The 22,804-nt window shown below is 42.2% G+C and carries 17 protein-coding genes and 1 tRNA gene; 9 read left to right on the forward strand and 9 right to left on the reverse strand.

Going from position 1 to position 22,804, the window contains the following annotated elements:
- Positions 1 to 21 precede the first annotated feature (21 nt).
- The 7 genes from ACXYMT_RS05840 to ACXYMT_RS05870 all read left to right on the forward strand — a co-directional run bounded on the left by ACXYMT_RS05840 (position 22) and on the right by ACXYMT_RS05870 (position 10,196).
- Positions 22 to 1,479 (forward strand): glycoside hydrolase family 28 protein, encoded by a 1,458-nt coding sequence (locus ACXYMT_RS05840; RefSeq protein WP_459058149.1) that lies wholly within the window; start codon positions 22 to 24, stop codon positions 1,477 to 1,479.
- A gap of 39 nt (positions 1,480 to 1,518) precedes the next feature.
- Complete coding sequence (locus ACXYMT_RS05845; RefSeq protein WP_459058150.1) at positions 1,519 to 3,408, forward strand: pectinesterase family protein; 1,890 nt, start codon at positions 1,519 to 1,521, stop codon at positions 3,406 to 3,408.
- A gap of 69 nt (positions 3,409 to 3,477) precedes the next feature.
- Complete coding sequence (gene pelA / locus ACXYMT_RS05850) at positions 3,478 to 5,268, forward strand: pectate lyase (RefSeq protein ID WP_459059151.1); 1,791 nt, start codon at positions 3,478 to 3,480, stop codon at positions 5,266 to 5,268.
- Positions 5,269 to 5,326: 58 nt separating this feature from the next.
- A complete protein-coding gene (locus ACXYMT_RS05855) occupies positions 5,327 to 6,700 on the forward strand; it encodes a glycoside hydrolase family 28 protein (protein WP_459058151.1) in 1,374 nt (457 codons plus the stop codon).
- Positions 6,701 to 6,913: 213 nt separating this feature from the next.
- A complete protein-coding gene (gene uxuA / locus ACXYMT_RS05860; RefSeq protein ID WP_459058152.1) occupies positions 6,914 to 8,113 on the forward strand; it encodes a mannonate dehydratase in 1,200 nt (399 codons plus the stop codon).
- 11 nt (positions 8,114 to 8,124) lie between these two features.
- Positions 8,125 to 8,931, forward strand: coding sequence for an SDR family oxidoreductase (locus ACXYMT_RS05865; RefSeq protein ID WP_459058153.1), 807 nt, complete (start codon positions 8,125 to 8,127; stop codon positions 8,929 to 8,931).
- A gap of 11 nt (positions 8,932 to 8,942) precedes the next feature.
- Complete coding sequence (locus ACXYMT_RS05870) at positions 8,943 to 10,196, forward strand: tagaturonate epimerase family protein (protein WP_459058154.1); 1,254 nt, start codon at positions 8,943 to 8,945, stop codon at positions 10,194 to 10,196.
- Positions 10,197 to 10,347: 151 nt separating this feature from the next.
- Here the strand turns inward: ACXYMT_RS05870 and ACXYMT_RS05875 are convergent, their stop codons facing one another.
- The 5 genes from ACXYMT_RS05875 to ACXYMT_RS05895 form a co-directional block, all read right to left on the reverse strand.
- Positions 10,348 to 12,297 (reverse strand): ATP-binding protein, encoded by a 1,950-nt coding sequence (locus ACXYMT_RS05875; protein ID WP_459058155.1) that lies wholly within the window; start codon positions 12,295 to 12,297, stop codon positions 10,348 to 10,350.
- A gap of 19 nt (positions 12,298 to 12,316) precedes the next feature.
- Positions 12,317 to 13,132: an alpha/beta fold hydrolase gene (locus ACXYMT_RS05880; protein ID WP_459058156.1), complete on the reverse strand. Its 816-nt coding sequence runs from the start codon at positions 13,130 to 13,132 to the stop codon at positions 12,317 to 12,319.
- 506 nt (positions 13,133 to 13,638) lie between these two features.
- Positions 13,639 to 13,712 (reverse strand) — tRNA-Arg (locus ACXYMT_RS05885).
- A 207-nt stretch (positions 13,713 to 13,919) separates the two neighbouring features.
- Positions 13,920 to 14,042, reverse strand: a complete 123-nt coding sequence (locus tag ACXYMT_RS05890; RefSeq protein ID WP_459058157.1) for a hypothetical protein — start codon at positions 14,040 to 14,042, stop codon at positions 13,920 to 13,922.
- A 178-nt stretch (positions 14,043 to 14,220) separates the two neighbouring features.
- Positions 14,221 to 15,774, reverse strand: a complete 1,554-nt coding sequence (locus ACXYMT_RS05895; RefSeq protein WP_459058158.1) for a protein adenylyltransferase SelO — start codon at positions 15,772 to 15,774, stop codon at positions 14,221 to 14,223.
- Between the two features lie 225 nt (positions 15,775 to 15,999).
- Here ACXYMT_RS05895 and ACXYMT_RS05900 point away from each other — a divergent pair, with 225 nt between their 5' ends.
- Both ACXYMT_RS05900 and ACXYMT_RS05905 read left to right on the forward strand, forming a co-directional pair.
- Positions 16,000 to 16,362 carry a hypothetical protein gene (locus ACXYMT_RS05900; RefSeq protein ID WP_459058159.1) on the forward strand — a complete coding sequence of 121 codons (363 nt, stop codon included), beginning with the start codon at positions 16,000 to 16,002 and terminating at the stop codon, positions 16,360 to 16,362.
- Positions 16,363 to 16,473: 111 nt separating this feature from the next.
- Entirely contained in the window at positions 16,474 to 18,600 is a 2,127-nt protein-coding gene (locus tag ACXYMT_RS05905) for a Tex family protein (RefSeq protein WP_459058160.1), read from the forward strand.
- Positions 18,601 to 18,755: 155 nt separating this feature from the next.
- On the opposite strand, the gene ACXYMT_RS05910 is transcribed toward ACXYMT_RS05905, so the two are convergent.
- From ACXYMT_RS05910 to ACXYMT_RS05925, 4 genes are all read right to left on the reverse strand, one after another.
- Complete coding sequence (locus ACXYMT_RS05910) at positions 18,756 to 19,736, reverse strand: YpdA family putative bacillithiol disulfide reductase (RefSeq protein WP_459058161.1); 981 nt, start codon at positions 19,734 to 19,736, stop codon at positions 18,756 to 18,758.
- Entirely contained in the window at positions 19,723 to 20,385 is a 663-nt protein-coding gene (gene rpe / locus ACXYMT_RS05915; RefSeq protein ID WP_459058162.1) for a ribulose-phosphate 3-epimerase, read from the reverse strand. The genes ACXYMT_RS05910 and rpe overlap by 14 nt, the downstream gene beginning before the upstream one ends.
- Before the next feature lie 367 nt (positions 20,386 to 20,752).
- The gene (locus tag ACXYMT_RS05920; protein WP_011708302.1) at positions 20,753 to 21,616 is read right to left on the reverse strand and encodes a sigma-70 family RNA polymerase sigma factor; all 864 of its coding nucleotides are present in this window, start codon (positions 21,614 to 21,616) and stop codon (positions 20,753 to 20,755) included.
- Positions 21,617 to 21,693: 77 nt separating this feature from the next.
- On the reverse strand, positions 21,694 to 22,764 hold the full coding sequence (locus tag ACXYMT_RS05925) for a PepSY-associated TM helix domain-containing protein (RefSeq protein ID WP_459058163.1): 1,071 nt from the start codon (positions 22,762 to 22,764) through the stop codon (positions 21,694 to 21,696).
- Positions 22,765 to 22,804: the final 40 nt, after the last annotated feature.

Below are 22,804 nucleotides of genomic sequence, written 5' to 3' on the forward strand. Positions count from 1 at the left end.
ACTTTCCAAAATAATTTTATAATGAATAATTTTTTAAGACCCCTGTATATTCTATTGCTCATCGTTCTGGTGATATCCTGTAAAAATCAGGAGAAGGATGAAACTTCTATTGCGGGAGAAATAGCTTCAGATAAGAATGTAGCGCTGGATTTCAATGACCCCTGGAAACGAGCTGATGAGATCATTAAAAATATTAATATTCCGAAATTTCAGGATAAGGTGTTCAATATTTTGGATTACGGCGCGTCAGCAAATGGGAACGTCAGTAGTTCAGCTGCTTTTGCCAAAGCTATTGAAGCATGTGCCGAGGCAGGTGGAGGAAAAGTACTGGTTCCCGCGGGAGTCTACCTAACCGGTCCAATACATTTAAAAAGTAACGTCAATTTACATCTCGAAGAGGGTGCCGAGGTAAAGTTTTCTATTAACAAACAGGATTATCTTCCGGTTGTGCATACTTCCTTTGAAGGGATGGAGCTAATGAATTATTCTCCCTTGATTTACGCCTATAAGCAGAAGAATATTGCAGTAACAGGGAAAGGAACCTTTAATGGGCAGGCTGGAAATGACAACTGGTGGCCGTGGAAAGGGCAGGAGGAATATGGATATAAGGAAGGTGGTGTGAGTCAACAGGACGAGCACAATCTCCCGCGATTAAGTGAAATGGTTGAAAAAGGTGTCCCGGTAGATGAACGGGTCTTCGGGGAGGGACATCAGTTTCGTCCAAGTTTTTTTGAGCCTTTCGAATGTGAGAACGTGCTTATTGAGGGGGTGACTTTTGTGAATGCACCTTTTTGGGTAATGCATCCGGTCAAATCAAATAATGTGACAGTGAAAGATGTGACTGTCACTAGCCACGGCCCTAACAATGATGGCTGTAATCCAGAATACAGTAAAAATGTTCACATCACAGGATGTGCGTTTGATACCGGTGATGATTGTATTGCTATAAAGTCCGGAAGAGATAATGACGGTAGACGTGTAGGAATAAGTAGTGAGAACATAGTAGTGGAAAATTGTGTTATGAAAGATGGTCACGGCGGAGTGGTTATGGGGAGTGAGATCTCGGGTGGAGTTAGAAATGTGTTCATACGCAACTGCGAAATGAACAGCCCTAACCTTGACCGCGCTATTCGCATCAAGACTAACACAAGAAGAGGAGGAGTCATCGAGAATATTTTTGTCAAAGACCTCAAAGTGGGCCAGGTTAAAGAGGCAGTGCTCAAGATAAATACCTTCTACGGAATTTATGCCAACCAGGAAGGAGAGCATATTCCGGTAATAAGAAATATACTTCTCGAAAATGTGCAGGTTGAAAACGGAGGAGAATACGGACTTTTAATTAAGGGAAGAGAGCAGGCTCCGGTGAGCAACGTAAAACTAAAGAACGTTGTCATTAAGAAAACTGAAGTTCCCATGGAGATAGAAAATTGCGAACCTATCATATTCGTTAATACAACAATCAACGGCAAATCATACTAGGGACTTATTGAGGGAGATACCTCTGTAAAGTACAAGAACATGAGCATCCAAAAATGCCTTTTTTCAACCTTCTTGTTTCTTTGTCTTTGTGCTGAAAATCTTGCACAGGAGAAGGAGATTAGACCTTATACTATTGCCTCTACCTATGAAAAATTAAAGAAGAAATATCCTTTCATTTCACCTGTTGAATCTATAGAGTCTCAAAATTATGTAGCACGGGAAAATCTTGTTTATAAACAGATTAATAAGAGAAGTTTACAGGCAGATGTTTATTTGCCAAAGGCTGAAAAAAATGAAAAATTCCCTGCTGTTCTGTTGATCCACGGCGGTGGATGGCTTACCGGGAGTAAGGAAAATCTGCGGCCACTGGCCCAAAAACTTGCTGCTGAAGGCTACGTCGCCGTAACCGCAGCTTACCGCCTTGGAACCCAAGCCGTTTATCCTGCCGGAGTTATTGATCTCAAGGACGCGGTAAAATGGATGAAACAAAGTGCAGATCAATATCGGATAGACACTGAAAAAATTGCTGTTTTAGGGGCTTCGGCAGGAGCTCAATTGGCAACCCTCGTTGGTGTAACTCCCAATTCTGAAAAATACAACTCATCTACGTTTTCAGATGAAGTGCAGGCTATCGTTAATATTGACGGAATTGTTTCATTCATTCATCCCGATGCTGAAGAAGGCTGGATGGCTGCTACCTGGTTAGGAGGTTCTAAAGCTGATAAGTTCGATACCTGGAAAGAAGCCTCACCACTGGAATATGTAGATGGCAATACCCCTCCGACCTTGTTTATTAATAGCTCATATCCGCGGTTTCATGCCGGACGGGATGAGATGGTGAAAATCCTTGATGAAAACAAGATCTATAATGAAGTACACACTATAGACAAAACGCCTCACGCCTTTTGGCTTGTTCACCCCTGGTTTGATGAAACAGTGAGACTGACCATAAATTTCCTCGACAGGATCTTTGAAAATTCCTCTTCAGCAAGAGACGTTTACAGGGAAATTACGGTTGCTAAAGATGGCACTTCAGATTTTAGCAGCATTCAGAAAGCAATAAATTCTACCCGCGATCTTGGTCCGGGGGAAGTAGTGATCAGGATCAAATCCGGCACCTATAATGAAAAGCTGGAGATCCCTTCCTGGAAGCGCCAGTTGACGCTCATTGGAGAAGACCGAAAAAATACGATTATCACCAACAATGACTTTTCAGGAAAGATAGATCCGCAGACGGGAAAAGAGATGTCAACTTTTACTTCCTATACAGTTCTGGTGCAGGGAAATGATATTAGTATTGAAAATCTCACCATCCAAAATACGTCCTGCGGAGAGGGGCAGGCCGTGGCTTTGCATGTGGAAGGCGACCGTTTTGTAGTGAAAGATTCAGACATTCTGGGTTGCCAGGATACGCTGTACACGGCCACTGAAGGAAGCCGGCAGCTTTACCTGAACTGCTATATTGAAGGGACAACAGATTTCATTTTTGGAGAAGCCACAGCCGTTTTCAAGGATTGCACCATTAAGAGTCTGAAAGATTCTTTTATAACTGCCGCTGCGACTCCGCAGGACCGGGAATTTGGTTATGTCTTTATTGACTGCAAGTTAATAGCTGCCGAAGGTGTGAATGAGGTTTATCTTGGAAGACCATGGAGACCCTATGCTAAAACAGTCTTTATAAATTCTTATCTCGGGAAACACATTCTTGCTGAAGGCTGGGACCACTGGCCGGGAGACCAGATGTTTCCGAATAAGAAAAGAACAACCTTCTACGCTGAATATAACAGCTCAGGCCCCGGAGCTTCTCCTTCCACCAGAGCTAAATGGACGCATCAGCTGACTTCAGAAGAGGCTGCGAAATACAGTCTAAAGAACATTTTTAGTACCACAAGTGACTGGTATTGGGCCACGAAAGCCATGAAAGAATAAAACCGTTGATGGAAAGGATGAACTATTAAAATAACTGATTAAGAAATGAAAAATCTGCTCCTGTTTTTAATGATCTGTTGTTCGGTATCTCTTGTGGCCCAAGAAAGGCCGACGCTGTATCTCATTGGTGATTCAACAATGTCAAACAAAAAGGATCCCGATAAAAATCCCGAGCACGGCTGGGGGCAAATGCTTCCGCAGTTGATGTCTTCAGAAGTAGAGATTAATAATCACGCAGTGAACGGACGCAGTACCAGAAGTTTTATTGCTGAAGGGCGCTGGGAAAAAGTTAAGGAACAACTGGAGCCCGGCGATTATGTTTTCATCCAGTTTGGACATAATGATCAAAAGGTGAACGATCCTGCCAGGTACACCAATCCCTATACCCAGTATAGAAGCAACCTTGAAAAATTTGTAAAAGAGACGAGGGATAGAGGAGCCAGCCCGCTTCTTTTTAGTTCCATTGTGCGCCGCAACTTTAATGAAGATGGAGTGCTTGTCGATACGCACGGGCATTACCCCCTGGTGGTAAGAATGGTGGCCAAAGATCTGGAGGTACCTTTCATAGATATGCAGTTATTGACAGAACAGCTGGAGATCTCCTACGGCCCTCAGGATTCGAAACAACTGCATCTTCACCTCGAGCCGGGGGAAGATCCCTATGAACCCAGGGGAGTAACCGATGATACCCACCTGTCAAGAAAGGGTGCAGACCTGGTTGCAAGACTGGCACTTCAGGAGATCGCAAGACAGGATCTGGATTTAAAAAAACATGTAAAAAGAGCTGTTTTATTTCAGAAAATCCTAAAAGAGGTTCCGGTGGGTGCGGTAGAATATTCAGAAAGAATTCCGTGGCGAAAAGCCCTACAACAGGATGAGGAGTGGTATGAAAGCAGGGAGGCGCAGAGGATAGCAGATAATGTTCTGCTTTATCAGCATGACAATGGAGGCTGGTATAAGAACATCGACATGTCCAATGAATTAAGCGAAAAAGAAAAAGACAGCCTCAGGTCTCTACAGGCCAAAGAAATGGGCACCACCATAGACAACGGCGCAACTCATACTCAGCTAAGATATTTGGCAAAAGTTTATGAGGCCACCAAAAAAGAGGCGTATAAAAAGGCCTTTTTGAAAGGTATTGATTTTTTACTTGAGGCGCAGTACCCCAATGGAGGCTGGCCTCAGTTCTATCCCCTCAAAAAAGGATATTACGAACACATCACCTACAATGACGGAGCTATGGTAGGCGTGATGAGACTGCTAAGGGATGTTGCAAAAAATGAAGAGCCTTACACTTTTGTAGATCTTAACAGGAAGAACAAAGCCCGCAGGGCTGTAGATAAGGGATTGGAAATAATTCTTGCAAGCCAGGTAAAAGTAGACGGAAAGTTGACAGCCTGGGGAGCCCAGCACGACAGGAAAACACTTCAACCGGCAAAGGCAAGAGCTTACGAACTGGCTTCTTTAAGCGGGAAGGAAAGTGCCGAGATCGTGCGGTTTCTAATGGAGATCCAAAATCCTTCCGAAGAAGTTAAGAGGTCGATTCAAAGTGCCATGCGATGGTTTGATGATGCCAAGGTCATGGGTAAGAGAGTGGAATGGATCAAAGGAGAACATCTTCCCGAAGGTCGTGATCGCGTTCTAGTAGAAGATCCTAACGGGGGACCCCTTTGGGGTCGCTTTACCGAAATAGGAACAAATCGCCCAATGTTTATTGGTCGTGACGGCGTGGTAAAATATAATCTTGATGAAATCGAGCACGAACGTCGCACCAATTACAGCTATATAGACAGTTATGCTGAAGATCTATTAAAGGAGAAATATCCGGCATGGCAGAAGAAACATACCTCCCAAAAATAGCAAAAACTGGAGCAATTCTATATTGAAGATGCTTTTAGCCCAATTTTAAATAACAGTTATGAAAAAACTAATTATTCTATTCACTGTATTACTAGGCCTGAATGTCAATGCCCAGTTATCTGAACCGGAAAGAAAGGCAGCTATTCAGGAGATCGTGGATAGGATCCAGCTTCCGGTAATACCTGATTATTCGGTTTCGGTAACAAGATTCGGAGCTAAAGGAGATTCAGTTAACAATAATAAGAGAGCTTTTGACAAAGCAATGAACCACCTGAAGAAAAGAAAAGGAGGAAAGCTCATAGTTCCAAAAGGAGTGTATACAGTAAATGGTCCCATTCACTTGGTGAGCAATGTGAACCTTCATCTAGAAGAGGGAGCAAAGATCAGGTTTGGAGATGATCCTGAAGATTATCCTCTGGTCCTTACGAGTTGGGAGGGAACCATGTTGTACAACTACAGTCCGCTTATCTATGGGAAGGAAGTTGAAAATATTGCCATTACGGGAAAGGGGACTATAGATGGAGAAGGGGGAGGTGCCTGGGCAGGATGGAAGCAACTTGAGGATAAGGATAAGCAGTTGAGCAGGGAAATGAACCATACCGGAATTCCTGTGGAGGAAAGGATCTTCGGGCAAGGACATTACCTGCGCCCACAGTTGATCCAGTTTGTGAATTCAAAAAACATACTTCTTGAAGACATTACTATTGAAGATTCTCCTTTTTGGTGCGTCCACCTGCTTAAATCCAAAAGTGCAACGCTCCGGGGATTAAAATTTGACGCTCATAACTTCAATAATGATGGAATTGACGCAGAATACGCCAGTGATATTCTTATCGAAGAAGTGGAATTTGATAATGGAGATGACAACATCGCCATCAAAGCGGGAAGGGATCACGAGGGGCGTGCAAATTCTGCTACGCCTTCAGAAAATATTGTCATAAGAAATAATCTATTGAAGGGATTGCACGGAGTAGTGATAGGTAGTGAAATGTCTGCCGGGGTTCAGAATATTTATGTAGAAAACAATAAAGCATGGGGTTACCTCAAAAGAGGAATTTATTTTAAGACCAATCCTGATAGGGGAGGTTATATCCGGAATATTTACATCAATGATATTGCACTTCAAAAAGTTGAGGACTGCTTCTATATAACAGCCAATTATCACGGGGAAGGAGAGGGTTTTAATTCAAAGATCTCAGATGTATTTATCAGCAATGTGACCTGTGAGGAAGCCACGGGAACGGCAGTGGTGATCCAGGGCTTTGAGGAGAGCAAGGTGGAGAATGTGAAACTTACTAATATTAAGGTGAACAAGACGAGAAATGCGACCTCAATAACAAATACCAAAAATGTAATTTTTGACGAGGTAATTATTGGAGAAGAGGCCGGGATACCCACTTCGGTCTCAAAAGAAAAACCGGAATTGAACTAAAATTTCGATCATAACTTGAAGTTGACTGAGTAATGTGATGGTCAGGCCTGCTATACCATAGTTCAAGATCCATAATGTGCAGTGAAAATATCACCGGTATTTTTGGCTTATCATAATCTAGCCACGCCTTAGCTTAGTTAGACCTTAAATCCTTCATTATAGCAGATTATTATGTTATTTTAGAGGTTACTGAAACTAAAGAAACCTGATTCTTTGAAAAATCCAATATTCGAACAGAGCTGGAGATGGTATGGTCCTCATGATCCTGTAAACCTACAAACGATCAAACAGGCCGGTGCCAATGGCGTGGTCACAGCTTTGCATTACATTCCGGTAGGCGAAGTATGGAGCCTGGAAGACATCGAAAAAAGAAAAGCTCTTTTAGAAAGGAGCAATAAAGAATATCCATTTCCCCTACACTGGAATGTGGTGGAAAGCCTTCCGGTGCATGAGCACATCAAACAAGGTAGAGCAGATAAAGCAGGATACATTGAAAACTATAAAAAAAGTCTGTGGAATCTCGGCAAAAGCGGAATCACCCGGGTCTGTTACAATTTCATGCCTGTTCTTGACTGGCTGCGAACGAATGTTCGACACGAGCTGGGGGACGGCAGTACGGCCCTGCTTCACGACCTGGAGGACCTTATAATTTTCGACCTGTTCATCCTGAAAAGGAAGGATGCCGAAGAAGATTATAAAGCGGCGATGGTTGAAAGTGCCCGGAAGAAATATTCTAATATGTCTGAAGGTGAAATTAAGCGACTTCAGGAAAGTTTGCTCATGGCGCTGCCCGGGGATCAAAAAGGTTTTACTTTGGATAAACTTCAGAAGGGACTGGCAGATTATAAAGGCATTTCCGCAGAACAGCTCCGCCAAAACCTTGTGGAATTTCTGAAAGAAGTTATTCCTGTGGCTGAAGAAGCAGGAGTGAAAATGGCTATCCATCCCGATGATCCGCCATGGCCGGTGCTTGGCCTACCGAGGGTGGTGAGTACAGCCGAAGATCTGGATCATATCTATAATAGTGTTCCTTCAAAAGCTAATGGTCTCACCTTTTGTAGCGGAAGTTTTGGAGCTTCAGAAAAGAATGATCTTCCGGAAATCATCAAAAGATATTACGACCGCATCCATTTTGTACATCTAAGATCTGTGCAAAGAGAGGGCAATTCCAGGTTCTATGAAGCCAATCACCTCGAAGGAAGTGCAGAGATGTTTAAATTGGTGCACACTTTTTATGAGTGTCAAAAAGGGCAAAATAGAGAGCCCATTCCCATGCGGCCCGATCATGGTCACCAAATGCTTGACGATCTTGGAAAGACCACTTATCCCGGCTATTCGGCGATCGGTAGGTTGCGTGGCCTGGCAGAGCTGAGAGGGCTGGAGATGGGAATAATGAATTCTCTTGAAAACTAATGTGTCAAAAAATGAACAAGTTAAAAGATAAAGTAGCAGTAGTAACCGGAGGCAATGGAGTCTTGGGAGGTGCTATTGCTATGGGATTGGCAGCTGAAGGGGTGAAAGTAGGTATTTTGGGCCGCAGTGAGAAAACTGTGCAGGCAAGAGTACAAGAAATAGAGAAAGCCGGTGGAAAAGCTATTGCTTTGGTGGCAGATGTACTTGATGAGCAAAAACTGGAGGCAGCCAGAGAAAAAATTGAAAAAGAATTTGGCAAGGTACATATTCTGGTTAATGCTGCGGGCGGGAACAAGAAAGGTGCGACAATCACTCCAGATCAAAGTATTTTCGACCTTAGTATGGAGGACTTTGATAAGGTGAATCAGCTTAATTTCAAAGGCACGGTAATGCCAACCCTGATTTTTGCTAAAGGAATGGTTGCCCAAAAGAGAGGGAGCATAATAAATATTTCTTCCCTGGCGGCATCCAGAGCTTTAACAAGAGTCATGGGGTATTCGGCAGCCAAGGCAGCAGTGGATAATTTTACAAAATGGCTGGCTGTAGAAATGGTACAAAAATACGGAGATGGAATTCGGGTCAACGCTATTGCCCCCGGCTTTTTTATTGGGGAGCAGAACCGCGATCTTTTACTGAAGGAAGACGGAAGCCTTACTTCCCGCGGAGAGACCATTGTAAGACAGACACCAATGAATCGCTTCGGAAAACCTGAAGAATTACAGGGCGCAGCTAATTGGCTGGCAGGAGACGGCTCCTCTTTTGTCACCGGAACGGTGATCCATGTAGACGGCGGTTTTGGAGCCTTTAGCGGGGTATAATATTATAGGATATGGCAGCATTAGGAAAATATTCTTTTGGAGTAGGGGACAGGTTTGGGAAAGAAGGGAAAGCTCAGCTGCAGGCCATTCTCAAGGTTTGGGATGATAATATAACGGTGACGCCCGTTTGGAATAAATCAAACCGCGAGCATAACACCGTTAAAACTCAGCCTGAGAGTCTACGAAAAGAAGCAGATGAAGCTGTGAAGACTTGGAACTTTAAGGGAGCTTACTTTGTAGACGCCGACCATATTAATTTGCAAACGGTAGATAAGTTCATTCCTTTTAGTGATTTTTTCACTCTTGATGTTGCTGAATTTATTGGACAAAAAGCCTCAGAAAGGGAAGAGGAGGAATTTCTTCAATTTTTCGAAGGTTATATGCGCGACATTGAAATTCCCGGGATTCAGCGCAAGATGCAGATCTCCAAATCGCATCTAAGGGGAATGCTGGATAATTTCTTACTGGCTTCCCAAAAGGCAGGGGAGATCTATACTCATATCCGCTCTCAAAAAATTGAAGAATTTCACGTGGAAGTATCCATTGATGAGGTTAATGATCCTCAATCCCCGTTAGAACTTTTTTTCATTCTGGCAGCTTTGGCATTTTATAAGGTGCCGGTCAATACTATTGCTCCTAAGTTTTCAGGGGAATTTAATAAAGGGGTGGATTATCAGGGAGATCTTGAAAAATTTGAAAATGAATTCGAAGAGGATCTTTTGGTCCTGAAATTTGCTGTTAAGGAATTTGATTTTCCAAAGGATCTAAAATTGAGTGTGCACAGCGGTAGTGATAAATTTTCAATTTATCCTGTCATTCAAAAATTGATCAGGAAACACGACGCCGGGTTACATCTCAAAACCGCCGGCACTACCTGGCTGGAAGAACTTATAGGAATTGCAGAAAATGAAGGTGACGGCTTTAAATTTGCCAAAGAAATTTATACCGAATCTTTGGAGCGCTATGAAGAACTGACCAAAGATTACGCTTCAGTACTTTCTATAGATAAAAATAAATTACCGGCGGTCGGCGACTTTTCCACCGGAAAAGCTTTTGCTAATGCCCTAAGACATGAAGCAACTTCAGCATATAATCCTCACTTTCGCCAGCTGCTTCATTGTGCCTATAAAATAGCTGCCGAAAAAGGAGAGCAGTTTTTTACCCTTTTAGAGAGGTATAGGGAAAATATTGAGCGAAATGTGACAGACAATTTATTTCGAAAACATCTCAGGCCACTTTTTCTTAATGAAGCTGTGAATGGGTAGAAGTGCTGATTTCTGTTTTCTTTGTATTCCCTCCTTCAAATGAGTCCGCTTGCGCAGTTTATTATTCCGGTTGAGGAATATAAATATTGGATTGGTTTGGAAGGAAATCTACTTTTAAACTTTAGGAACTTTTGTGCTTGGTTTTCAAGAATCACACCTGTAGATTCATTAGCCCTTGGTTAATTTCTCTGAATTCACTTAAGATTAGTGCTCTCTGTTTATCTAAATTTTGCTGCTGAATATTTGATTCCTCAAGAAGTTTTAAGAACAAGTCGATTTGATGAGATAAGGTTTCTGCTTTTAGATAGTGAACAGTAGTTTTATTTTTATGAATAAGATCATTCAATTTTTTAAGGTCCCTTTCCTTAGAAGCAACTGAGAATTCCTCTTGATATAATTTGATGCTTTTAATAAAGCTATTGACCAGCTTGTAAAAGATTTTGGTGTTATTTTTCGAGATGTTTTTAATGCGCGACAAATCATAGGAGCCGTCAAATTCATCCTCCGAGAATGTTTTTAAGGCTGTGTTTACAGATTCTGTTGGCGTTGGAGTTTCCATCTTGTTTTCTTTTGGAAGAAATCTCCAAAGCACTTTCTGTAGCTCCTCAGGGTTAAAAGGTTTTGATACATAAGCACTCATTCCGGCCCTTCTCAATTTCACATCCATATCTCCCCGACCTGAAGCCGAAAGTGCAACTACGGCTGGTTTTCTAAAGCCTTTTTTTGCTAAAATTTCCTTCGTAGCCTCAAAGCCGTTCATTTGAGGCATATGTAGATCCATAAGGATTACATCATAGTTATTTTTTTTCGCCTTTTGTATCGCCTTCGCTCCGGAATTTGCGGTACTAAATGAGATTTTCCAATCCTCCAAATACCTGGAAATTATAAAAAGATTTGTCTCATTATCATCTACAACAAGAACCTTTCCCGATAATGCCCTCAGCTCCTTCTTCACTTTGGATAGTGCTGGTGAGTCGACAGTTTCTTGAGGAATATGAAAGCTTAGTTTAAAGCTAAATGCAGAACCCCTACCTTCTTCACTCTGTACCTTCAATTCACTGCCCTGAAGCTGAAGAAGCTTTTGACTAATAGTCAAACCTAACCCGGTTCCTCCAAATTCCATATTCACTTCATAGCTCGCCTGAGAAAATTCATCAAAAATCCTCTCTAATTTATCTGGAGGTATTCCTATACCAGTGTCTTCCACACGGAAATCCAGACTTACAAAGGTCTGCTCCTGTTGTTCTATTTTAACTTTGAAAAGGACTGTCCCCTCACGAGTGAATTTAATTGCATTACCAATAAGATTAGTTAGCACCTGCTTTAACTTTATAGGATCGCCAATTAACAGGTAAGGTAAATTATCAGCGAAATCTGTCTCAAGACGAATGTTCTTTTCTTTTGCTTTTATTCTGTAGGTAGTAACCAGTACTTCTAAAAGTTCCTTGAAGTTAAACTCTTTTTTTTGAATAGTTGTTCTATGGGATTCAAGCTTACTAAGATCAAGAAGATTATTTACCAACTCCAGAAGGTTATTTGAAGACAATTGAAGAAGTCTCGCATATTCCTGTTGCTTTTGATCAAGGTGGGTATTTTGAATTAAATTTCCAACCCCCACTATGGCATTTAAAGGAGTTCTGATCTCATGACTAATAGTGGAAAGGAACTCTGCTTTTGCCTGAGCATTCTCTTCTGCTTTCTTTTTCTGATCTATTAGGACCTGTTCATATTTTTTCCGATCAGTAATGTCGACAATAGATGCCCTGTAAACAACAACTTTAGAGTTGGGTTTCTCCAGTTTATTCACATTTATAAGAGCCGGGATGGTATTCCCGTTGTCTTTAATAAGGTCGAACTGCACCTCTTTGATATATCCCTGCATTTTCAAAAGAGGAAAGAAGTGAGTTTCAAAGTATATTTTCCCGCCTATCTTTAAGAAATCCTGGATTTTTCTTTTAAAGAGAACTTGTTCTTTAGTAATTGCAAACCATTCCAAAAAGGTTTTATTTACTTTGACGATCTCACCGTCGGCAAGGAATGATACGTACCCAAATGGCGCATTATCATATAATTCTTCAGCCGATTCTTCAGGAAAATCCAATTTTTGTTCTTCTAAAGGTTTACAATATTTCGTCTAAATAAGCTTTGATCACCTCGATCGTTTCTTCCGGGGCACTCAAGTTTGGGCAATGCCCCGTCGCCTTTAAAATTCGCAAAGTACTTCCCGGTATTTGGCGGTGTACAAATTCCCCTACCTCTCGAGGCGCAATAATATCTTCAGAGCATTGCATTATTAAGGTAGGGACCTTAACAGAAGCTAGATCTTCGCGATTGTCAGATAAAAAAGTTACCCGCGCAAAATGTTTAGCAATTTCAGGGTTTGATCTGCAAAAACTATTGGTTAATTCCTCTCCCAACTCTGGATTGTCCTCATTTCCCATTATTTGGGGGGCTATATTAACTGCCCAGCCTAAATAATTACTTTCCAAAGCTTCCATTAATTCCTCGATATCTCTCTCCTTAAAACCACCTCTATAATCTTTATCATCGATATATCGGGGAGATGGTCCAATCATTATAAGCCCCGCAAAAAGCCCCGGATTTTTAATTGTAGCCAGTGCCGCTATCATGGAACTCACCGAATGAGCTACCAGGATAACATCTTGTAACTCTAGTTCAGCGCAAATGTCCAGGATATCTTCAGCATATCCCTGTAGATCATTATACTTATCATAACTATATTGAGATTCATCAGATTTTCCTGCGCCCGTATGGTCGAAAAGAATAACCTTATAGTCTTCTACAAAAGCAGGATATACATGTCTCCACATGGTTTGATCACAACCATAACCATGCGAAAATAGAATAGGTCGTTCACCTCTTCCTAACACCCTCACATTATTCCTTTGAAGTGCAGATATCCTGTTAGTATTCATATTTATAGAAAATTAAGTCCAATGCGCAACAAGGTATTGAATATTTACGAAACATTATGTTAGGAGTTAAACATAGGTCCATGTAAAAGAGGTTAATTAAAGAGAATCGATAGTGAACGAATTTACTAAGAATTTAGGTATTCGTATCACCCAATTGAATATTGGGTCCCCGCCTGAAAATAAGTAATCCACACCTCCTTTCAGTCGGTGTAATTTTTCTGTTTTCCTCCAAAGCCTTGAGCAAGCTCGGCTGTTATAAATTTTTAGAATTTTCTGAAAGGCTATGGAAGCTTAGCTATAGAAGTCAGATCATGATCCAGGGACAGAAGGAGAAGAATAGGAATTTGGTGCTTGAAGTTTTTAGAAGGATTCCCGCCTGAAAATAGAAGATCCACACCTCCTTTCAGTCGGTGTAATTTTTCTGTTTTCCGCCAAAGCTTTGAGCGAGCTCAGCTTTTCCGTAAAATAGAAAAATCCACACTGTCGTGTGGATCTTCTGCTTTAAGTGACCGCGGGAGGATTCGAACCCCCAACCCTCAGAGCCGAAATCTGATATTCTATCCAGTTGAACTACGCGGCCTTTAAAAGTGGCGCAATTTACACAAAAAGTTTTAACTCCTAAAGGAGTTTGTTAGGGTTTATAAAAAGGATGCCGGGGGTTGGAAGGAAGTTCTTCTATTCCGGTTTTTTTTAGTGGAAGGGAGAAGATAGAAATCGAGTAAATACCGTGAAGAGTCCGCAGTTCTTAGGTCTAATTGAGTAGAGTTTAAAAGGTTTAAGAACTTGACTACATGATAAACCCTAGTAAAACCAGGAAGATAAACAAAGCCGCCACCAGGAGATGATCAGACCAAACTTCAAAATCAGTTACCTTTTCCTTTTCTCCGGAATTTCTTTTCTGGGTACTCATGATGCAGCATTTTAAAGATTAAATTCTAGATCTTATTAAGCGACTTAACATAGATTTCCCACTAATTTAGAAAATTTTATGTTTCTTCCCAAAGCTGTACCTGTTAAATGTCTGAATTTGAGCACAAAAGTAAAGGTGTCGTAGTGTCTGCCGTTTTTCAATTGTTAAAACTTTTAGCTCAGGAACTACAGGAGAGCATGGAGCAGCCGGCTTTTGTCTCGGCCCACCCTGGTCTTTTCTGCACCAATTCATTATGGCCTCTAGTAGCATATGGTTCTTTCATCGCTTGCTGTAGTTTAAGAAACAGCTCATCCTCACCTTTTTCCAGTTGCTCAATTGCCTGGTGCAGAAGATAATTTCTCAGAACAATTCTTGGATTGTTCCTGTTCATTAGATCCCGGGAGGCTTCGTAAGAAATGTAGTTGTTTTTCCGCCTTTTTGAGTAGTCAGTGATGAGGTTAGTAAGTAGCTCCTGTTCATCTGACTTTAAGGGCTGGTAAAAGGATGGATCAAAATGCTTCAGAATATCTTCAGAAGAAGCCTCTGCAGCAATATCTGCAAGCAACCTGTAGAAAAGAGTCATATCGGGCTGAATTTCGGAAAGTACTTTCTCAAACTTGGAAATAAGCTCTTTTTCTTCTTTCTCCACTTTATCCAGACCCAGTTTGCTTCCCATCATGTCGTAGTAATAATTCCAAAAATACTTTTCATAAGAATTCAGGGCTTCTTCAAGACCTTCAGTGTCCTCGAAAAGGAGTGAAAGTGAATTTGCCAAACGACCAAGGTTCCAGTAGCCTATGGATGGCTGATTGCCAAAAGCATAACGTTTACCGGGAAGATCTGTAGTGTTGGGAGTAAAATTGTAATCGTAGTTGTCCAGGAACGAAAAAGGTCCATAATCAATGGTAAGTCCGAGAATGGACATATTGTCTGTATTCATAACGCCATGCACGAATCCCACCCGCTGCCATTCACTCATCAAAAATGCTGTTTTTGACACTACTTCCTGAAACCAGTCCAGGACTTTATTCTCGCCGCCAAGATGCGGATAATAACGGTCAATGGTCCAGTTCACCAGCTGCTCAAGTTTCTCGGTTTCACGTTGTGCTGCGAGTAATTCGAAGTTTCCAAACCGCAGGAAAGAAGGAGCAACGCGGGTTACAATAGCACCGGGTTCGTATTCGGGGCTTCCGTTGTAGAACATATCCCTCAAAACCTTATCTCCGGTAGCTACAAGAGCCAGGGCACGAGTAGTGGGAATTCCCAGGTGGTGCATAGCTTCACTCATTAAATACTCCCGCACAGAAGAACGTAGAACAGCCCGGCCATCGGCATGTCGCGAGTAGGCCGTGGGACCGGCTCCTTTTAATTGTATGTCAAAAATGCCATTTTTGGCACCCCATTCTCCCAGCGTTATCGCCCGGCCATCGCCGAGCTGCCCCGCCCAGTTGCCGAACTGATGCCCCGCATAACAGGCTGCATAAGGAAACATTGAGGAAGTAATGTGATTACCCGCCAAAGTCTCAACATCCTTATTAGTGGGATAATCAATTTGCAGTTCCTTAGCAAGGTCCTGGGACCAGGCAAGGAGCTTTGGAGCTGCTACGGGAGTAGGTTCTGCTTTGCTGTAGAGTTTGCCTGGAGTTTGACGGGGGGTGCGATTTCCACTGTCATCTCCTTCAAAGGCTTCAACAAATTTATTTTTCCAATCTTTCTCGGCAAGAGCAGGCATAGCTTATTTTTTTCCTGAAAATACAAAATTTCCCGGGGAAGGTGAGAAAGGTTTTTCAACCTAAAATTACTTACAAATGTAGAGAAGCAGAAGTGGTAGGAGTGGGAATTTTCTTTAGAAAATTAACAGCAGCTTAGACAATGATAAGAAATTAAGTTAAACCTAAATTAAAATGTATTTGGAACAGCATGATCTGATATATTTTTAGAAAAAAATTGAAAGAAAATGGTCTCATATCAAAGCAAAAATGAAATTCAGAATCAGGTGAGGAACCTACTTCCTTATCAGATAAAAGAGTGCCGGGAATGTGACGAGCTCCCGAAGGCTCTGGAAGAACTTATTAAACACAACTACCAGGCTGCTTTTGTGTGCTACGACAAAAAGTCTAATTGCATAGAGGTAGGGGTGGAAAAAGAAGAAGAAGTTACCGCTTATCCTGAAATTACAGTGCATAAGATCCCTCTTAAAAAGGCAGTTTCAGAACTGGCTCAATCTTTAAGAAATGATGATCTTGACCTTAAGTTCTACGGAAGACTGCTTGCAGGCTACGGCAATGCAAACAAGATTGAAGATGTAGTACTGGTTTAGCACAATTTACAAATTGCCTGCAAAGACCCTCTGAAATTGTTTTTCGGAGGGTCTTTTTTATTGTGAAAACTGAAAGCCTGTTATCTTTGTGGGTTCAACTTCGGCTTACCTATGACAACTTCAGAATATATCATTGCTAACACTCATTTTCCGCAGAAAAGTGTAGATAACACGCTTTCCCTGCTCGATGCAGATGCCACCATTCCTTTTATCTCCCGGTATCGAAAGGAAGTAACAGGAAACCTTGATGAGGTGGAGATTGCTACAATTTCAAAGTTCAAAGCTGAGTTTGAGGAACTGGAAAAGCGGAAGTCGACTGTTCTTAAAGCTATCGCTGAACAAGATGCTTTAACGGCAGAACTGGGTGAAAAAATTCGGGCGGCACAAAGCCTGGTACAGCTGGAGGACCTTTATCTGCCTTTCAAAAAGAAGCGCAAAACGAAAGCTGACGCAGCGAGGGAATTGGGGCTGGAACCGTTGGCGAAAATGCTCATGGCACAGAATTCTCCTGATATTAAAGCTGCTGCAAAAAGATTTGTTGGCAAGGATGTGGCCGGTATTGAAGAAGCACTCACAGGAGCCAAAGATATCGCCGCAGAATGGATCAATGAGAATCAACTGGTGAGAAATAAAATTCGCACTCTCTATAAGCTACAGGCAAGAATTATTTCAACTGTAAATAAGAAAAGGGGCGAAGAGGAGGATGCACAGAAGTACAAACTCTTTTTTGAATGGGAAGAGCGACTTCGAAATGTTCCCTCTCATCGGCTCCTGGCTATGCTTCGGGCTCAAAACGAAGATTTTGTACGAATTAAAGTTGAGGTTGAAAAGGAGAAGGCATTTGAGCTAACGTCGAGATATTTTGTAAAACAGGGAAGGAATTCATGCACCCCATTTGTGGAAGAGGCCATTGAGGATACTCTTAAAAGGTTGCTTTTTCCTGCGCTTTCCAATGAAGCTATTGCCCGTGCAAAGGAAAAGGCCGATGAAGCTGCTATTAAAGTTTTTGCCGATAACCTGAAACAATTATTGCTTGCACCCCCGCTGGGCAGTAAGAGGATACTCGCGCTCGATCCCGGGTTTAAATCTGGCTGTAAACTGGTTTGCCTTGATGAGAAAGGAGATTTGCAGCATAACGAGACGATTTTTCCGCATCCGCCCCAAAAGGAGATCGCGATGGCTTCAAAAAAAGTGAAATCGTTGGTGAACGCTTATAATATTGAAGCTATTGCAATAGGAAACGGAACCGCGTCTCGGGAAACAGAATTCTTCATTAAGAATATCCGCTTTGACAGGGATGTACAGGTGTTTGTAGTGAACGAAGCCGGAGCTTCTGTGTATTCAGCTTCTAAGATTGCGAGAGCTGAATTTCCCAATTTTGATGTCACCGTACGAGGCGCGGTCTCTATTGGCCGCCGATTGGCAGATCCGTTGGCGGAACTGGTGAAAATCGATCCTAAGTCAATAGGAGTGGGACAGTACCAGCACGATGTGGATCAGTCTAAGCTGAAGGCGGAACTGGATAGGGTAGTGGAGAGCTGTGTGAACGGAATAGGAGTCAATCTGAATACCGCTAGTGCAGCACTATTGAGCTATGTTTCAGGGATCGGACCTGGTTTAGCTGAAAATATTGTGAACTACAGAAGTGAAAATGGAGAATTTTCCTCCCGGAAAGAGCTGCTGAAGGTACCGCGCCTGGGAGCAAAAGCCTTCGAGCAGGCCGCCGGATTCCTTAGAGTTCCGGCTTCTGAAAATCCGCTGGACAATTCCGCTGTCCATCCTGAAAGTTATTCCATAGTAGAAAAAATGGCCGCCGATCTTAAGGTGAGCCTGAAGGAGCTCATTGGCAATAAAGATCTAATCTTAAAAATTACTCCCGAAAATTACATTTTTGGGACCACAGGTTTACCTACTATTAAGGACATTCTGCGCGAGCTGGAAAAGCCAGGAGTAGATCCGAGAAAGTCGGCTAAAGTCTTTGAATTCGATCCCAAGGTAAAAACCATCAAAGACCTCGAACCCGGAATGAAGCTGCCCGGCATTGTTAACAACATCACCAACTTCGGCTGTTTTGTGGATATCGGCATCAAAGAAAGCGGACTCGTGCACATCTCAAAGCTGAAGAACGAATTCGTAAGCGATGTGAGTTCGGTGGTTAAATTAAATCAGCACGTACAGGTAACGGTGATGGAAGTGGATGAAGCGAGGAAGCGGATACAGTTGTCGATGATCGATTAAAGGAAGTTAGAACTTAGAAGTACGAATTTAGAAGCAGTGGTTAGTAGTCAAAATTTTCAAAACGGAAACGCCGAAATAGCAATTTCTTCAACTCTCACCTCGCAACAGCTAATGGCCAAAAGCCAGCGGCTAAAAGCTCAAAACTGTTCCAACTCCTAACTCTTAACTATGTCCTCCACAATCATTTTCGCATGCACCCTGGAGTTTTCTATAAACCACTTATGGGTCTCGACGCCACCGCAGATTACTCCGGCGAGGTAGATGCCGGGGACATTGGATTCCATAGTCTCAGGATCGTACTGTGGGATCTTTTTTCCGTCATCTGAAAGTTTGATGCCCATACTCTTTAAAAATTCAAAATTTGGGCGATAACCGGTAAGTAGAAGGACCCAGTCATTCTCTAGAACCTGGTCTCCTTCCTTGGAGGTAATAATTACCTCGCTCTCCTTAATTTCCTTGATTTCAGCATTGAAAACAGCTTTTATGCTGCCTTCGTCAATGCGGTTATCGATATCAGGCTTTACCCAATATTTTACACGTTCGCCTATGGCCGGTCCACGAACAACCATGGTCACGTCTCCACCCTTGCGGTAGATCTCCAGCGCGGCATCAACAGCCGAATTGCTTGCGCCGACTACAATAGTCTTTTGAGTGGCATAAAAATGCGGATCGCCGTAATAATGCGCCACCTTTGGAAGGTCTTCCCCGGGAACGTTCAGGTAATTTGGAATGTCGTAAAAGCCTGTCGCGATAATGACATTTTTGGAGCGGTAGCTGAATTTGGAAGTAGTGATCTCATGCAGGTCATCTGCAGATGTTATTTTTTCTACCTTCTCAAAAAGGTTAATTTTCAAGTGATTTGAAGTAACTATTCTCCTATAGTACTCCAGGGCTTCCTGTTTATGTGGCTTTGGATTGGTGCTAATAAAAGGTATCTCATCCAGTTCCAGCTTTTCAGAAGTTGAAAAGAAGGTCATGTTCGACGGATAATTATAAAGGGAGTTCACCAGCGTACCCTTCTCCAAGATGAGATATTTGAGGCCTTTCTTTTTTGCTTCCAGGGCACAGGCAATGCCTATAGGGCCACCGCCGACTATTACTAGATCAAATATTTCTTTGGGTTTACCTGTTGACAAGATCCTTAAGTTCTTTTATGGTTTGAGTAGGATTATCTGCTTTGAAGACAAAACTTCCCGCAACCAGTACATCTGCCCCGGCCTCAACAAGTTGAGCCGAATTCTTGTCGGTCACCCCGCCGTCGACCTCAATGAGAGTAGAGGCGCTGTTGCGCTCGATAATTTCCTTCAGTTTTTTCACTTTTTGGAAGGTATTCTCAATGAAGCTTTGACCCCCAAATCCGGGATTTACGCTCATAAGGCATACCAGGTCAATATCTTTGATCACATCTTCCAGAAGATCAACTGAGGTATGCGGATTAATAGCCACTCCGGCTTTCATACCTTCAGCTTTAATAGCCTGGAGGGTGCGGTGAAGGTGCGTACAGGCTTCGTAATGTACAGACAGATTGTTAGCTCCCAGGGCAGCAAATTCTTTGATGTACCTGTCGGGATCTACGATCATAAGGTGAACATCAATAGTCTTTTTCGCATGCCTGTTGATGGCTTCAAGAACAGGCATCCCATAGGAGATATTTGGAACGAAAACGCCGTCCATAATGTCAATGTGAAACCAGTCGGCTTCACTCTTGTTGATCATTTCAAGGTCGCGCTGGAGGTTTCCGAAGTCGGCTGCCAGAACAGAAGGGGCTATAAGTCTGTTTTTCATGAAGTTTTTTCTTGTCCTGCAAAAGTAACAAGAATTATGCGAAAGGTCTTTGGAGGGATGATCAATTCCTGTAGGAAGATTTTTGTATATTTAAAAGAAAGAACCAACCAAAAAAAGAAAACGCATGGAAGTAGAAGAAAAAACCAATAAGAGAAACTATGGGAAAATGGGTTGCTTCATAGCTGTTCTTATTTTTGTTCTCATTATTATCCTGATAGTATCAGGAGTAATAAATTTTCCTTGGGAGCATTAGAGAAATAAATGATTGATCACTTGCTATAAAAGGTGAACCCCGGTAATCAGCCGGGGTTCTTCATCAATCAATCAAAAAACGAACAGTAATCAACTGTTGCATTGTTAACGGGAATTATCCCAGATATGTTTTTAAGATCTTGCTTCTGGAGGTGTGTTTCAACCTTCTAATAGCTTTTTCTTTAATTTGTCTTACTCTTTCTCTCGTTAGATCAAAAGTCTCGCCAATTTCTTCAAGAGTCATTGGATGTTGGTCTCCCAGGCCAAAATAAAGACGAATCACATCGGCTTCTCTTGGAGTTAGCGTCTCAAGAGCACGCTCGATCTCGGTGCGAAGGGATTCGTGTAAAAGTTCTTTATCGGGGTTTGGAGATTCTCCTGAGCGCAATACGTCATAGAGATTGGAATCCTCACCTTCTACAAGAGGAGCATCCATGGATACGTGACGCCCGGAATTCTTCATAGACTCCTTTACGTCATTAATGGTCATGTCCAGTTCCTTTGCAATTTCCTCTGCACTTGGTGGCCGCTCATGTGACTGCTCAAGAAAAGCAAAAGTCTTGTTGATCTTGTTTATCGAACCGATCTTGTTTAACGGTAGTCGAACAATACGGGATTGCTCAGCCAAAGCCTGCAATATAGACTGGCGAATCCACCAAACGGCATAGGATATGAATTTGAAACCACGTGTCTCATCAAATCGTTTGGCTGCTTTAATTAATCCTAAATTTCCTTCATTAATAAGGTCGGGAAGGGTCAAGCCCTGATTTTGATATTGTTTTGCCACAGATACCACAAAACGAAGGTTCGCCTTTGTTAGTTTTTCCAGAGCGCGGTCATCACCCGCTTTAATTCGTTGCGCCAATTCCACCTCTTCATCTGCGGTGATCAGGTCAACTTTACCAATTTCTTGCAAATACTTATCCAGCGAAGCAGTTTCACGGTTCGTTACCTGCTTCGTAATCTTAAGTTGTCTCATCTATCGTCTCCTTGGATTTTAATTAGAATAACTCTTGTAATAGTTATACGTAAGAAGGGTTGGAAATGTTACAAGAATTAAAGATAATGAAAAATTTTTTTCCTGCGACGCTTTTTAGCGGATTTTCCTCGCTTCCAGATCAAGAAGCCGGTTATGGATAAAAAGGGGCCTGTGAGCCCTGTAATGCAGTAGAGCAGTTTTGTCCAAATCCCACCATATTGCCCGAAGTGCAGGGGGATTAGGGTGCTGGAAAGTTTTGTTTGAAGATCGGCTTCCTGGATCCTGGTGATGCCGGTAATTTCTCCGGAAAGATAATTCGCACTTATTTTGTTATAGAACTCGGAATAATAAAAAGGGTCATCGTCAAAAAGGCCGTAGATGATCAAATTCCCTTCAGAATTGAGAGGTAGCCTTATATAGGTCGGAGAAAAATCGGGATGTTTAAGCTGTACTTCTTCCAATAGATCCTTAACAGGGGCTGTAACTATTGGGGTTTGAGGAGCAGCCGGGGGATTAAGTCCTGCGGCAGCCACTGTCCAGGCAAGAAAAACACCTGTCACCACCAGTACCAGGTTGAAAAGCAAGGCCCAGGTGCCAATTATACGGTGCAAGGAAGAATAGAAGGTCCGTCTGGATTTGTGCAACACATGGGTTCTAAAAGTGAGGGTTTTGAAGATGCTTTTCCTGTAGAGGAAAATCCCGGTTATGAGTGAAAAGAGAAAAATTACTCCAATAATAAAAACAAGGATCCTTCCCGCAGCACCTGCATGGAAGGAATAGTGGAACTTTAAAAGCCATCTTGTGAAGGTGGTAAGTTCATTTACCTCCTTTATGATCTCTCCGCTGGAAGGATGTACAAATACAAATAATCTTTCTGTGGGTTTCCTAAGGTTGAAGATCAGGGCCTCATTTTTCTTAAAATGCATCAGCCGGGTATCCCAATTAGGATATTTTTCCTGAATAGTAGAAATTCCCCGGTCGATATTCAAACCGTTAAAATCTTCAACTTCAGTATATTCTTGCCACTGGTAATTTTCGATATCATGTTGAAATACCAGGATGGCTCCCGATATTCCCATTAAAATCAGAAAAAGACCTGCTATGAGGCCTGCAAAAGAGTGATATTTAAGGATCTTTCTGTTTTTCATAAAAAAAGGCAGCTATAGGTAAACCCATAGCTGCCGTTGT

This window comes from Salinimicrobium sp. CAU 1759 (assembly GCF_054482715.1).

Bases quoted from the DNA above. Each gene is read 5' to 3' on its own strand.
- ACXYMT_RS05895 (WP_459058158.1), bottom strand. From the start codon at position 15,774: ATGCCTGCTCTTGCCGAGAAAGATTGGAAAAATAAATTTGTTGAAGCC.
- ACXYMT_RS05845 (WP_459058150.1), top strand. From the start codon at position 1,519: ATGAGCATCCAAAAATGCCTTTTTTCAACCTTCTTGTTTCTTTGTCTT.
- ACXYMT_RS05865 (WP_459058153.1), top strand. From the start codon at position 8,125: ATGAACAAGTTAAAAGATAAAGTAGCAGTAGTAACCGGAGGCAATGGA.
- ACXYMT_RS05890 (WP_459058157.1), bottom strand. From the start codon at position 14,042: ATGAGTACCCAGAAAAGAAATTCCGGAGAAAAGGAAAAGGTAACTGAT.
- rpe (WP_459058162.1), bottom strand. From the start codon at position 20,385: ATGAAAAACAGACTTATAGCCCCTTCTGTTCTGGCAGCCGACTTCGGA.
- pelA (WP_459059151.1), top strand. From the start codon at position 3,478: ATGATCTGTTGTTCGGTATCTCTTGTGGCCCAAGAAAGGCCGACGCTG.
- ACXYMT_RS05905 (WP_459058160.1), top strand. From the start codon at position 16,474: ATGACAACTTCAGAATATATCATTGCTAACACTCATTTTCCGCAGAAA.
- ACXYMT_RS05900 (WP_459058159.1), top strand. From the start codon at position 16,000: ATGGTCTCATATCAAAGCAAAAATGAAATTCAGAATCAGGTGAGGAAC.
- ACXYMT_RS05925 (WP_459058163.1), bottom strand. From the start codon at position 22,764: ATGAAAAACAGAAAGATCCTTAAATATCACTCTTTTGCAGGCCTCATA.
- ACXYMT_RS05920 (WP_011708302.1), bottom strand. From the start codon at position 21,616: ATGAGACAACTTAAGATTACGAAGCAGGTAACGAACCGTGAAACTGCT.
- ACXYMT_RS05855 (WP_459058151.1), top strand. From the start codon at position 5,327: ATGAAAAAACTAATTATTCTATTCACTGTATTACTAGGCCTGAATGTC.
- ACXYMT_RS05840 (WP_459058149.1), top strand. From the start codon at position 22: ATGAATAATTTTTTAAGACCCCTGTATATTCTATTGCTCATCGTTCTG.
- ACXYMT_RS05880 (WP_459058156.1), bottom strand. From the start codon at position 13,132: ATGAATACTAACAGGATATCTGCACTTCAAAGGAATAATGTGAGGGTG.
- ACXYMT_RS05870 (WP_459058154.1), top strand. From the start codon at position 8,943: ATGGCAGCATTAGGAAAATATTCTTTTGGAGTAGGGGACAGGTTTGGG.